The sequence below is a fragment of the Streptacidiphilus alkalitolerans genome, assembly GCF_042511045.1.
GTDB lineage: Bacteria > Actinomycetota > Actinomycetes > Streptomycetales > Streptomycetaceae > Streptacidiphilus > Streptacidiphilus alkalitolerans.
Genome location: NZ_JBHEZX010000007.1, coordinates 106,238 through 118,061, shown reverse-complemented (window position 1 = coordinate 118,061; position 11,824 = coordinate 106,238). Strand labels below are relative to the sequence as shown.

Annotated in this window: 10 protein-coding genes and 1 pseudogene; 6 read left to right on the top strand and 5 right to left on the bottom strand. The window is 71.1% G+C overall.

Annotated elements, in window-relative coordinates; all coding sequences use genetic code 11:
* Window positions 1-116 precede the first annotated feature (116 nt).
* On the top strand, window positions 117-1,211 hold the full coding sequence (locus ACEZDG_RS17865) for an aminotransferase class V-fold PLP-dependent enzyme (protein WP_380510176.1): 1,095 nt from the start codon (window positions 117-119) through the stop codon (window positions 1,209-1,211).
* Between the two features lie 11 nt (window positions 1,212-1,222).
* Here ACEZDG_RS17865 and ACEZDG_RS17860 read toward each other — a convergent pair whose 3' ends face one another.
* Entirely contained in the window at window positions 1,223-3,589 is a 2,367-nt protein-coding gene (locus tag ACEZDG_RS17860; RefSeq protein WP_380510173.1) for a family 2 encapsulin nanocompartment cargo protein terpene cyclase, read from the bottom strand.
* Window positions 3,590-3,741: 152 nt separating this feature from the next.
* On the opposite strand from ACEZDG_RS17860, the gene ACEZDG_RS17855 reads away from it, so the two are divergent.
* The 4 genes and pseudogenes from ACEZDG_RS17855 to ACEZDG_RS17840 form a co-directional block, all read left to right on the top strand.
* Window positions 3,742-4,794: an ADP-ribosylglycohydrolase family protein gene (locus tag ACEZDG_RS17855; protein ID WP_380510170.1), complete on the top strand. Its 1,053-nt coding sequence runs from the start codon at window positions 3,742-3,744 to the stop codon at window positions 4,792-4,794.
* A gap of 189 nt (window positions 4,795-4,983) precedes the next feature.
* Window positions 4,984-6,018 (top strand): L,D-transpeptidase, encoded by a 1,035-nt coding sequence (locus ACEZDG_RS17850; protein WP_380510167.1) that lies wholly within the window; start codon window positions 4,984-4,986, stop codon window positions 6,016-6,018.
* A gap of 95 nt (window positions 6,019-6,113) precedes the next feature.
* Complete coding sequence (locus tag ACEZDG_RS17845) at window positions 6,114-6,872, top strand: metallophosphoesterase (protein ID WP_380510164.1); 759 nt, start codon at window positions 6,114-6,116, stop codon at window positions 6,870-6,872.
* A 33-nt stretch (window positions 6,873-6,905) separates the two neighbouring features.
* A pseudogene (locus tag ACEZDG_RS17840) lies at window positions 6,906-7,337 on the top strand (RpiB/LacA/LacB family sugar-phosphate isomerase); the annotation flags it as partial.
* Between the two features lie 170 nt (window positions 7,338-7,507).
* Here ACEZDG_RS17840 and ppk2 read toward each other — a convergent pair.
* The 4 genes from ppk2 to ACEZDG_RS17820 all read right to left on the bottom strand — a co-directional run bounded on the left by ppk2 (window position 7,508) and on the right by ACEZDG_RS17820 (window position 10,708).
* Complete coding sequence (gene ppk2 / locus ACEZDG_RS17835; protein WP_380510964.1) at window positions 7,508-8,320, bottom strand: polyphosphate kinase 2; 813 nt, start codon at window positions 8,318-8,320, stop codon at window positions 7,508-7,510.
* A gap of 153 nt (window positions 8,321-8,473) precedes the next feature.
* Entirely contained in the window at window positions 8,474-9,352 is an 879-nt protein-coding gene (locus ACEZDG_RS17830; RefSeq protein ID WP_380510161.1) for an ABC transporter permease, read from the bottom strand.
* Window positions 9,312-10,247: an ABC transporter ATP-binding protein gene (locus tag ACEZDG_RS17825; RefSeq protein WP_380510158.1), complete on the bottom strand. Its 936-nt coding sequence runs from the start codon at window positions 10,245-10,247 to the stop codon at window positions 9,312-9,314. The genes ACEZDG_RS17830 and ACEZDG_RS17825 overlap by 41 nt, the downstream gene beginning before the upstream one ends.
* Window positions 10,244-10,708 (bottom strand): MarR family winged helix-turn-helix transcriptional regulator, encoded by a 465-nt coding sequence (locus tag ACEZDG_RS17820; protein ID WP_380510155.1) that lies wholly within the window; start codon window positions 10,706-10,708, stop codon window positions 10,244-10,246. The genes ACEZDG_RS17825 and ACEZDG_RS17820 overlap by 4 nt, the downstream gene beginning before the upstream one ends.
* A 135-nt stretch (window positions 10,709-10,843) precedes the next feature.
* On the opposite strand from ACEZDG_RS17820, the gene ACEZDG_RS17815 reads away from it, so the two are divergent.
* Entirely contained in the window at window positions 10,844-11,803 is a 960-nt protein-coding gene (locus ACEZDG_RS17815) for a trypsin-like serine peptidase (RefSeq protein ID WP_380510153.1), read from the top strand.
* Window positions 11,804-11,824 lie beyond the last annotated feature (21 nt).

Genomic DNA, 11,824 nt, shown 5'->3' with positions numbered 1-11,824 from the left:
GGTGGTGATTCTCCAGTGGCAGAAGGCTCATGAGCACTGACTCATAAGCATTGCTTTGATTTCGGACGCACAATTCGCCGTGGACTTACCGAAGGGCGACAGGAATGCTGGTCACCATGACCACCGACCTGATTCCCTCGCTCGCCCCCGCCGAGTTCACGCCCGAGACCGTCTACCTCAACACCGCGTCGATGGGACTTCTTCCAGGCCGCACCCGGGCGGCCCTCGGCGCCGATCTGGCGGAATGGGCGGCAGGCCGCTGCGACCCGGTCGGCTACGACGTGCCGGTCGGCGCGGCCAGGGCCTCGTTCGCCCGGCTGGTGGGCACCGTGCCGGAGCGGGTGGCGATCGGCGGGCAGGTCTCCGCCCTGGTCGGGCTGGTGGCGGCGGCACTGCCCGGTGGGGCCGAGGTGCTGCTCGCCGAGGGCGAGTTCACCTCGCTGACCCAGCCGTTCCGGAGCCGGGACGACCTGGTGGTCAGGACCGTCCCGCTGGAGCGGCTGGCCGAGGCGGTCGGCCCGGCCACGGCGCTGGTCGCGGTCAGCGTGGTGCAGTCGGCCGACGGCCGGGTCACCGACCTGGCCGCGCTGCGGGCCGCCACCGCCGTCCACGGGGCACGGCTGCTGGCGGACGCCACCCAGTCCGCGGGCTGGCTCCCGGTGCGCGCCGACAACGCCGACTTCCTGGTCTGCGCCCCCTACAAGTGGCTGCTCTCGCCGCGCGGCACCTCCTTCCTCGCGGTCGGCCCGGAGGCGGCGGCGACGCTGCGCCCGCTCGCCCCCGGCTGGTACGCGGGCGAGGACCCGTGGGCGAACTGCTACGACTCGGTCGGGTTCGCCGCCTCCGCCCGCCGCTTCGACACCTCCCCCGCCTGGTCCCCGTTCGTGGGGGCGGCGGCCTCGCTGGCACTGGTGGAGGAACTGACCCCGGAGCGGATCGGCGCACACAACCTGGCCCTGGCCGACCGCTTCCGCGACGGCCTGGCCGCGCTCGGGCACGCCGCGACGCCCGGGCGCACCTCGGCCATCGTCTCGGTCCCCGGGCTGGGAACGGCGGCGGCGGAGCTGGCCAAGGCCGAGGTGGTGGTGTCCAACCGGGCCGGAAACCTCCGGGTCTCCTTCCACCTCTACAACACCTCCGCCGACGCCGACCGGGTCCTGGATGTTCTCTCCTCGCTCAATCCGCAGGCAGCGGAAGCACGCTGGCCGTGACCTCCTCGTTCTCAGTGGGATGAGCTGCTGCGGGGCAGCGTCCGCTGCGCGGGCAGCCGGATCCCCGCCGGGGCGCCCACCCCGCCGCCTCCGCCGCTCCCGCCGCCGCCCCCGCTGAACACCTCGGCGAGCCGCGCCGCGGAGGTGCCGAGGCCGGACGGGGCGGCGGGCCGCCAGATGTCGGCGACCGGCAGGAAGCCGTGGTGCCGCATCAGGCTCGCCTCGTCGTAGCGGAAGCAGCCGCGGTGCCAGTTGAGGATGCCGGACATCCAGTCCTTCAGCTCGGCGGCGTAGCCGTCCAGGGCCCGCCTGGCCTGCTCCGGGAGGGCGAAGTCGTCGTAGAGGGCCGGGAGTTCCAGGTCGACGATGTGCTGGAACTGCTGCATCCTCGCCGTCATCAGATTGTTGACGACCACCAGGGCCTCCGGCGGCTCGCAGTCCAGGAAGTTCTGGACCACCAGCACCGCGTTGTGGATCTCCCCCTCGAACTGGATCTCCTTCTGGTAGGAGAAGACGTCGTTGAGCAGACAGGCGTAGTCGGCGGCCGAGTTCTCCATGTTGCGGATCGGCCGGGAGCGGTAGACCTCCGGCGGCACGCTGAGGCCGTGCGACAGCCGGGACAGGCTCATGGTCAGGTCCGAGCCGAAGGTCTTGCGGCGCATCTCGACATAGTCGACCGGATCCGGGATGCGGTTCTGCCTCTGGTTGGCCAGTTCCCAGAGCCAGCTGTCGGCCATGTCCTCGATCGCGGTCCTGAAGGTGCGCCGGTCGGCCGGGGTCAGCGGCGCCGCGGTCCGGGTCCAGAGGTCCGACAGCGCGCGTTCCAGCGGACTGCTCGGCGGCGGCGCCGGATCCGCCGGGTCCAGCGGCATGAACAGGGACAGCCGTTCGGTACTGGCCTTCGCGGCGGCCAGGTCCGGGGTGCGGCCGAAGATCACCGGGTAGAGGTCGTCGCCGTAGGTGCCCCAGGCGAGCCAGCCGCTGGTGAGGTCCAACTCCTCGACGCTCGCGTCCGGATGGATCCCGGCCGAGCACAGCGGGAGGTCGTAGTCGCGGATCTTCTCCTCGCTCCACACCCCCGAGCCGGGGACGCCGGGAACCACGTCCAGGATGCCCATCCGCCGCGCCCACTCCACCAGGTGCTCGCGGGCGACGTCCAGGTGCGGACTGAGCCGGAGCGGGAAGGGCATCAGGAACTCGGGCAGCGGGAGATGGCCGACCGGCCGGTGCGGGACGTTGCCGTGCTGCCTGGCCCGTCGCGGCAGTGAGCCGACCAGCGAGCCGAGCAGCCGGGCGGCGGACGTGCCGATCCCGACCGGGCCGCCGAGCAGCTGCGCCGGCGTGCGGTCGGCCGGGGCCCCGGCGCCGCCCGCGCCAACCGCACTGCCCGCACTGCCCGCGCCGTTCATGTAGCGGCTCGATCGCATGTGCCACTCGTGGCCGCCGGACTGCCAGTCCTGCAGCCCCTTCACATACAGCCCCACGTCCAGGCAGGACTTGGGGTCGAGGCCGCTCTCCAGCAGCAGCGGCGGCACCTCCGTCAGCGCCGTGTGCTCGAACTGCTGCAGCCGGGAGGTCAGCAGGTCGTTGGTCAATTCGGCGGCCTGCTGGGTGTCGCAGCCCAGGAACTGCTCCAGCACCAGGACGCAGTTGGCGAGTTCGCCCTCGTCCTCCACCTCGCGCTGGTAGGAGAACAGGTCGTTGCGCAGGTGCACCCCGTCGGCGAAGGTGTCCTTCAGCACCTGCATCGGCCTGCTGGCGGCGATCGCCGCCGGGACCTCGGCCCCCACCGCGTGCTCCACCAGGTCGGCCGACCAGGGCGCGCCACCGACCTTGCGCCGCATCTCGATGTACTCGACCGGGTTGGAGAGCCGGCCCTCGTTGATGTTGTTGAGCTCCCAGAGCGACTCCTCCAGCAGCGCGCGGGTGCTCTCCCGGAAGCGCGCGGCCCAGTCCGCGGACATGGCCGGGACCGTGCGGGCCCACAGGTCGGCCAGGCCCTGCTCGACCGCGTTGGTCGGCTCCGGGGTCCCGGTCGCGGCCATGAACAGCGGCAGCCGGTCCAGGTAGGCCTTGGCGCCGGCCATGTCCTGGGTGCGTTTGAAGATGTCCAGGAAGTGGTCGTCGAAGAAGAAGACCCACACGTACCAGTCGGTCACCAGGGCGAGTTCGGCCGCGTCGGCGTCGGGGTGGGTGTAGGCGCAGAGCAGCGCGTAGTCGTGGGCGTCGAAGGTGGCCTCGTCCCAGATGCCGGAGCCCTCGATCATGGTCATCTCACGGGCCCAGGCCTTGGAGTGCTCGCGGGCCTCCTCGACATGGGGGTTGATCCGTGCCGGATACGGCATGTAGAAGTCGGGGAGCGTGAACGGCTGTGCCATGTCTGCGGTCTGGCCTTTCGTTCGTCCTACATCGGCTCCGACCCTAGGACGCTGTTCCGGGGCAGGCCATGGACTCCGGGACAGGCCGCCCGATCAGGTGAATTCCCGGCGCGTCATGATTGGATCCGCGACAACGACGAACGGGGGCCGTGATGACCACGACGGGCGCGGGGACGGGCAGGCAGGCGGCGACAGGGTCGCTGCTGGGGCTGGCGATCGGGGACGCGATGGGCTTCCCCACCGAGTTCAACACCATCGAGCAGCTCACCGCGAGGGCCGGCACCTGGCGCGGACTCCCCTTCCCGGTCTCGTCCGGAACGGCGTATGTGACGGACGACACCCAGATGACGCTGGCCCTCGGCGAGGGCCTGGCCGCCGCGCTGGCGGCCGGACCGCTGACCGCCGAGCGGATGGAGGCCCCGGTGCGCGCGGAGTTCATCGACTGGTGGCGGTCCCCCGAGAACAACCGTGCTCCCGGTATGACCTGCCTCACTGCCTGCGAGCTGCTGAGCCGGGGCGGTCGCTGGCAGGCCGCCAGCCAGGTCGGCTCCAAGGGCTGCGGCGCCAATATGCGGGTCGCCCCGATCGGGCTGGTCCCCGGCCTGACCGCCGAGCAGCGCTCCGGGGCGGCGCAGTTCCAGTCCGCGCTGACCCACGGCCACCCCACCGCGCTGGCCGCCAGCGACCTCACCGCGCACACGGTCTGGCTGCTCGCCCAGGGCACCGCCCCGTCCGAACTGCTGCCGCTGCTGCGTGACCACGCGCGGGAGAACCGCGGGATCTACCGAGAGGACTGGCTCGGTGACCTGGCCGAACAGGCGCAGGACCCCGACCGGGCCGGGTTCTCCGCCCGCGGCTGGGACGAGTGCCTGGCGGTGCTGGACCGGCTGGAGTCCGCGCTCGGCCGGACCCCCGGCTCGTCGGCGCCGGACCTGGACGCGGACCCCTGCCTGGCCACCGGGGCGGGCTGGATCGCCGAGGAGGCGTTCGCCACAGCCCTCTACTGCTTCCTGCTGCTGCCGGACGACCCGCAGGACGCGGTCCGCCGGGGCGCCTTCTCCTCCGGGGACTCGGACTCGATCGCGGCCCTGGCCGGCGCCTTCGCCGGGGCGCACCTGGGCGCGGACGCCTGGCCGGACGCCTGGACCGAGGTGATCGAGTATCGTGGACGGCTGCTGGCGCTCGGCGCCGCATGGGACGCCTGAGGCCCGAGGTTTCGACGCCTGAGGCCCCGAGGTTTCTGGGAACTCCCTGGGTCCTGGGCTGCTCAGGGCTCTTCGAGTCCGAATCTTGACCTTTAAATTATATGCTCCCTGCAACCGCCGGGACGGGGTGACGAGTCCTAGAGGCGTCGGACCTCGGATGGCATGACGTGACGTGAGTGGAGCAGGCGCGTGGGTCGGATCAAGAACAACATCGGGATAGCACTGCTGGCGGGTGCCGTTCTGGCGACTGCGAGCGCCTGTGGCGGCAATGCCTCGGCCTCGGGCCAGAACACCTCCCCCGTCGTCAGCGCGAGCGGAGGCTCGAGCAGCGGCTCCAGTGCGGGCAGCAGCGCGAGCGCCAGTTCCAGCCCGAGTCCGACTGCGAGCCCGACGCCGACGCACCCGGCCGGGCCGCCGGTGCTGCTGGACTCGATCACCCCGGCCACCGGTGGCACGGTCGGCGTGGCGATGCCGATCTCCATCGTCTTCACCAAGGCCGTGGCCACGTCCGCCCGCAAGGCGATCGAGCAGCACCTCGAGGTGACCACCTCGACGCCGGTCACCGGCGCGTGGCACTGGTTCAGCAGCCAGCGGGTCGACTGGCGTCCGCAGAACTACTGGACGCCCGGCACCAAGGTGAAGGTCGTCGCGGACCTCACCGACGTGGGCGACGGCAACGGCCGCTACGGCACCCACAGCTACACGCACAGCTTCACCGTCGGCTCCGACATCGAGACCAAGATCTCGGTGCCCGGCCACTCCATGAAGGTCTACAACGACGGAAAGCTCGTGAAGAGCATGCCGATCGACGCCGGCAGCCCGAGCTTCCCGTCCTGGGACGGCACCATGGCGGTCGTCGGCAAGGCGCCCGAGGTGCGGATGCGCTCCTGCAGCGTCGGCATCGCCTGCGACAAGAACGACCCCAACTACTACGACATCACCCTGCCGTGGGACGTCCAGCTCACCTTCTCCGGCACCTATGTGCACTACTCCACGGGTGACCCGTACCCGGGCCACAGCTACGGCTCGCACGGCTGCGTGCACCTGTCGCTGGCGGACTCCAAGTGGTACTACAACTACGTCAAGCAGGGTGACCCGATCACCATCACCGGTTCCCCCCGCGGCAAGGCCGCCGGTGACAACGGCTACGCCTCCTTCGACCTGAGCTGGTCGCAGTGGCTGGCCGGCAGCTCCTCCGGCGCCACCACGACCGCCGCGATCTGACCGACCGGTCCGGCACGGCGACGACACGGACGTGTGGGCCCCTCCGCCTGGCGGAGGGGCCCACATCCCTTTCCACTCCCGAACGGATGTGACCTGTGCTGGTGCTCGCTCATCTCAGTGACATCCACATCGACGACTCGCCGCGCAGCGCGGCCCGGGCCCGGTCGGTGCTGCGCTACCTGGAGGCACTGCCGTTCGACCTGGACGCGGTGCTGGTGACCGGCGACATCACGGACCACGGGCTGCCGCGCGAGTACGAGCTGGCCCGGAGGATCCTGACCTCCCGGCATCCGGTGCTGACCTGCCCCGGCAACCACGACGACCGCGCCGCCTACCGCGAGGTGCTGCTGGGCGAACCCGCCGCCGAGGACCCGGCCGCGCCGGTCAACCGGGTCCGGCGGATCGGCAGGGCGGTGATCGCGCTGTGCGACTCCACCGTGCCCGGGACCTCCCCCGGCCGGTTGGACCAGGACACCTGCGCCTGGCTGGCCGACGTCCTGGACGAGACCCCCGCCGACACCCCGGTCCTGATCGCCTTCCACCATCCGCCGGCCACGCTGCACCACCCGTTCATCGACGGCATCCGGCAGTTCGACACCGAGCCGCTGGCCGCGCTGGTCGCCGCGCACCCCAATGTGGTCGGGCTGCTCTGCGGCCACGCCCACACCGCCGCCGCGACCACCTTCGCCGGACGCCCGCTGCTGGTCGCCCCCGGCGTGGTGAGCACCCTCCGCCTGCCCTGGGAGCAGGGCGCCGAGTTCATGCTCGACCCCTCCCATCCGCCGACGGTGGCCTTCCACGTCCTGGATGAGGACAACAGGCTGACCACCCACTACCGCACGGTCATGGACTGACGGTCACGGACTGATCGTCGCTACGCTCGACGCATGCGTATCTCGATCTCCTCCGACATGGACGAGGGTGTGGCCCCGCTGCTCGCGGAAGAGCTGCGGCGCCGGGGCCACTCGGTACTTGCCCACGGTGCGCTGCGACCGTCCGGGCAGGAGGGCACCGACGACTGGGCCTACTGCACCGAGGCCGCCGTCCGCGACGTGCTGGAGGGACGGGCCGACCAGGCCGTGGTCTGCTGCTGGACCGGGACGGGCGCGTCCATCGCCGCCAACAAGGTCCCCGGCGCGCGGGCCGCGCTGTGCGGCGACGCGTACACGGCCGACGGGGCACGCCGCTGGAACGATGCCAATGTGCTGGCCCTCAGCCTGCGGCTGACCTCTGCGGCGCTGCTCGTCGAGATCCTGGACGCCTGGTTCGCCGGCGCACCGAGCGAGGACGCCGACGACCAGCGCAACATCCGCCACCTCACGGACATCGCCGACCATGCTGAAACCAAGCCTGCCGCCGCGCCCGCGACGGGTTTTGTGCTGATGCGTCAGGACGACAACGGCAACCGCTACGTCGTCGCCCGCTACGCCGAGCACGCCGACGCGACGGCCGCCGCCGAGGCCTTCGAGGCCCGCGGCCACAAGCAGCTCTACTGGGTGGAGAGCGTCCCTGCGTGATCGGGGACGTAGTGCTGCTCCTCGCGCGGGGTGCGCTGGTAGCCGCGGGACGGCGGCCGCTTCGGAAAGTCCAGCTCCATGGTGGGGATCTCGTGGTACGGGACGGCCGACAGCAGATGCGCGATCATATTGATCCGGGCCCGGCGCTTGTCCTCGCTCTCGACCACGTTCCAGCGGGCCTCGGGGATGTCGGTGTGGACGAACATCTCGTCCTTGGCCCGGGAGTAGTCCTCCCAGCGGGTGATCGATTCCAGGTCCATCGGCGAGAGCTTCCAGCGCCGCATCGGATCGTCCCGGCGGGCCCGGAACCGGCGTTCCTGCTCATGGTCGCTGACGGAGAACCAGTACTTCAGCAGATGGATCCCGTCCTCGACCAGCATCCGCTCGAACAGCGGGCACTGGTGCAGGAAGCGGTGGTACTCGTCCTGGGTGCAGAAGCCCATCACCCGCTCGACCCCGGCGCGGTTGTACCAACTGCGGTCGAACAGGACCACCTCCCCCGCCGCCGGCAGGTGCTCGACATAGCGCTGGAAGTACCACTGGCTGCGCTGCCGCTCGGTCGGCGCGGGCAGTGCGGCGACCCGGGCGACCCGCGGGCTGAGGTGCTCGGTGACCCGCTTGATCGCGCCGCCCTTGCCCGCGGCGTCGCGCCCCTCGAAGACCACGACCACCCGGGCCCCGGTGCTGCGCACCCACTCCTGAAGGACCACCAGTTCGGCCTGCAGCCGGACGAGTTCAGCCTCGTAGGGCTTCCTGGGCAGCTTCTCCAGCTTCGCCGGTTCCACTGGCTTCTCCGGCTTGCCCTGCTTCTCCGACTTCTCCTGCTTCGTCCGCTTCTGCGACACGCCTGGGGTACCCCGTCCTCGATCGCCCGTTCGCCTGCTGCGGGCAACCGTACGTCGGGGCACCCCCGCGCGTCCTCGGACGCGCCGTGCGGGCTACTTCGCCAGGCGTCCCAGCAGCGCCGAGGCCGCCGCGATGCCGCAGCCGGCGGCCACCACCAGGACGCTGAAGTCGGTCAGCAGATGGGCCGGGGTGCCCAGGAGCAGGCCGCGCAGGGCGTCGACCTGGTAGCTGAGCGGGTTGACCTTGCTGATCGCCTGCAGCCAGCCGGGCATGATGCTGACCGGGTAGAGCGCGCTTGAGCTGAAGAACAGCGGCATGGTGATGGCCTGGCCGATGCCCATCAGCCGGTCCCGGGTCAGGACGACCCCGGCGATGGTCATCGAGAGGCAGGAGAAGAACGCCCCGCCGAGGATGACGATGGCCGCCACCCCGATCAGCTTCAGCGGGTTCCAGGTCATCCCGACCCCGAGGATCGCCGCGAACACCACCACGACCAGCGCCTGGATCACCGCCTTCACCCCGGCCGCGAAGGCCTTTCCGGTGACCAGGGCAGCCCTGGGGGTGGGGGTGACCAGCAGTTTGGTGAGGACTCCGGCGTCCCGTTCCCAGATGATCATGATGCCGTAGAAGATGGCGATGAACATCGCGGACTGGGCGATGATCCCCGGCGCGAGGAAGTCCAGATAGGGGACGCTGCCGGTGGGAATGGCATGGATCCGGTTGAAGGTCTCACCGAAGATCAGCAGCCACAGGGCCGGCTGCACCGCCCGGGTGTAGAGCTCGGTACGGTCGTGGCGCAGCTTCTGCAGCTCCACGATGCACATCGCGCCGACCCGGGCCGGGACGATCCGCCAGCCGGTACGGGCCCTGGGCGGGGCGAGCAGCAGCGCCAGCGAGCCGGTCGCGGTCGATGCGGGCACGGGCACGGCCTCAGCCGACACGGGTAGCGGTGCGGCGGGTGCGGCGGACATCGCGGAAATCCTCTCCGTCGGCGTTGTCGGACGAGCTGCCCTGGAGGCCGCTGCCCGCGTGGTGGCGGAACACGTCCTCGAGGGTCGGCGACTCCAGCACGTCGGCCAGGTCCGCCTTGAGTCGTTCGGGAGTGCCGAGGGCGCGGATCCGCCCCTTGTGCATCAGCGCGACCCGGTCGCAGTACTGCTCGGCCTCGTCCATGTAGTGGGTGGTGACCAGCACGGTCATCCCGGTGGCCGCGCGGATCTCGCTGATCCGCTCCCAGACGCTGGTGCGGGCGATCGGGTCCAGGCCGATCGTCGGCTCGTCCAGGATCAGCAGGCGCGGGGCGCTGACCAGCGCCTGCGCCAGCTCCAGCCGTCGGACCATGCCGCCGGAGTAGGTGCCGGCCATCCGCTCGGCGGCCTCGCTGAGGCCGACCGCCTCCAACGCCTCGGCGACCCGCGCGGCACGTTCCCGGCGGGGGACGTCGAACACCCGGGCGAAGAGGGAGACGTTCTCCCGGCCGGTCAGACCGCCGTCGGCGGAGAGCTGCTGCGGGACGTAGCCGAGGAGGCGGCGGACCGCCATCTTCTCCTTGGCCGTGTCATGGCCGAAGACCTGGATCATCCCGACCGGGACCGGGAGCAGCGTGGTGATCGCCCGGATCGCCGTGGTCTTCCCCGCACCGTTCGGGCCGAGCAGCCCGAACACCTCCCCCGCGCCGACGGTCAGGTCAAGGCCGTCGACGGCCTTGGTGTCGCCGAAGGCGTACTCCAACCCACTGCACCGCACCGCCGCCGAGCGGCTATCGGCCTGCGGCTCGGCGGTTGGCGCGGTAGCCGGCTCGGCCGCGGGTTCGGCCGCAGGTTCGGCCGGTGGCTCGGAGACCTGGTCGGGCAGCGGTAGCGTCATATCCCCTCCGTGACTTCCTTGTGCAGTCCCTCGGCGAGCCCCCGCAGCGCGGGAAGCGCGGCGGCGAGTGCCGCCCGGTCCTGATCGGACAGCGCAGCGACCCTGCGGCTCACCAGGTCTCCGCGCCTGGCGTCCCAGCCGCCCATCCGCTCGGCGGCCTCGCCGGTGATCGTCAACCGGACCGCCCTGCCGTCCTGCGGGTCCGTCTCGCGGTTCAGCAGCCCGGCCGCGACCAGCTGGTTGACCAGCGTGGACACCGAGTTTCCGGCGAGGTGCAGTTCCTTGGCGGCGGCGGCCACGCCGATGCCCGGATTCAGCCGGACCAGCCGCAGCAGCTCCACCTGCGCCCCGCGCAGCCGGGGGCCTTCCAGGTCCTGGCGGAGTCGGCGGCGTATCAACCGCTGAATGCCGACCAGCAGTTCGGCGAGCTCGGTCGCGTCCTCTTCAGGGTTCCGGTCCACCTATGTATTTTAGCTCTTAATAAGAGCTAACTGTCCAGAGTGCACCCTCCGTAATCATCAACCTCTCAGGTAGCTCCCAAGCCACTCTCAGCGCGACACCGCAGCATCGGAAGGGTCAAAAGCAAGGAGGAACGCATGTCGGGCAGGTCGGGGAGCAGGCTCAGCGGGATCAAGGCCCGGGTGGTGACCGGGATCGCCCTGGGGGCCATGCTCGGCGGTGGTGCGTTCGTCACCGCGAGTGGCGCGGCCCGGGCGAGCGACAGCCGCCCGCAGGCCGCCCAGGACCAGGCGCAGCCGACCGCGACCGCCTCCGCGTCTGCCTCCGCGTCCGCCGCACCTGTGCCGTCCGCGGCGGCGTCCTCCGCCAAGCCGACGAGCAAAGCAGCGGCCAAGGCGACCACCGCCAAGTCCGTCAGCGCCCCGCCGCGTACCAGCACCGGGCAGTCCGTCACCCTCGCCGCCTCCCAGCAGCCCAGCCAGGTCGGCGCGCTCTTCGCCGGAAGCATCGCGGACGGCCACCACTGCACCGCCAGCGTCGTGGACAGCTCCGCCGGGGACATCATCGTCACCGCCGCGCACTGTCTGAGCAGCGGCACGAGCACCCATACCTTCGTCCCCGGCTACCGCGACGGCACCGCCCCCTACGGCGTGTGGCAGATCTCCCAGGTGCTGGAGGACGACGCCTGGACCTCCTCCCAGGACCCCGACCACGATGTGGCCTTCGCCGTGGTCGAGCCGCTGAACGGGCAGTCGCTGGAGTCGGTGGTCGGCAGCTACCAGCTGGACACCAGCGGGGTGACCGACACCCAGGTCCAGATCACCGGCTACCCGTCCGCCACCGACGAGCCGATCAGCTGCACCGGCAGCAGCGGGAGCTTCAGCTCCAGTCAGCTGACCGTGTACTGCACCGGGTACGCGGGCGGCACCAGCGGCAGCGGCTGGATCGAGGACTACGACCCGACGGACGGGTCCGGCACCCTGGTGGGCGTGATCGGCGGCTACCAGACCGGCGGCAATACCGAGGACGTCTCCTACGCGGCCCGGTTCGGCGACGGTGTGCAGGCCCTGTTCAACCAGGCCGAGGCGGCGGGCTGAAGCGGTGGGCTGAGGCCGAGC

Coding starts and splice junctions, on each gene's coding strand:
- ACEZDG_RS17865 (WP_380510176.1), top strand. CDS start 117: ATGACCACCGACCTGATTCCCTCGCTCGCCCCCGCCGAGTTCACGCCC.
- ACEZDG_RS17860 (WP_380510173.1), bottom strand. CDS start 3,589: ATGGCACAGCCGTTCACGCTCCCCGACTTCTACATGCCGTATCCGGCA.
- ACEZDG_RS17855 (WP_380510170.1), top strand. CDS start 3,742: ATGACCACGACGGGCGCGGGGACGGGCAGGCAGGCGGCGACAGGGTCG.
- ACEZDG_RS17830 (WP_380510161.1), bottom strand. CDS start 9,352: ATGTCCGCCGCACCCGCCGCACCGCTACCCGTGTCGGCTGAGGCCGTG.
- ACEZDG_RS17825 (WP_380510158.1), bottom strand. CDS start 10,247: ATGACGCTACCGCTGCCCGACCAGGTCTCCGAGCCACCGGCCGAACCT.
- ACEZDG_RS17815 (WP_380510153.1), top strand. CDS start 10,844: ATGTCGGGCAGGTCGGGGAGCAGGCTCAGCGGGATCAAGGCCCGGGTG.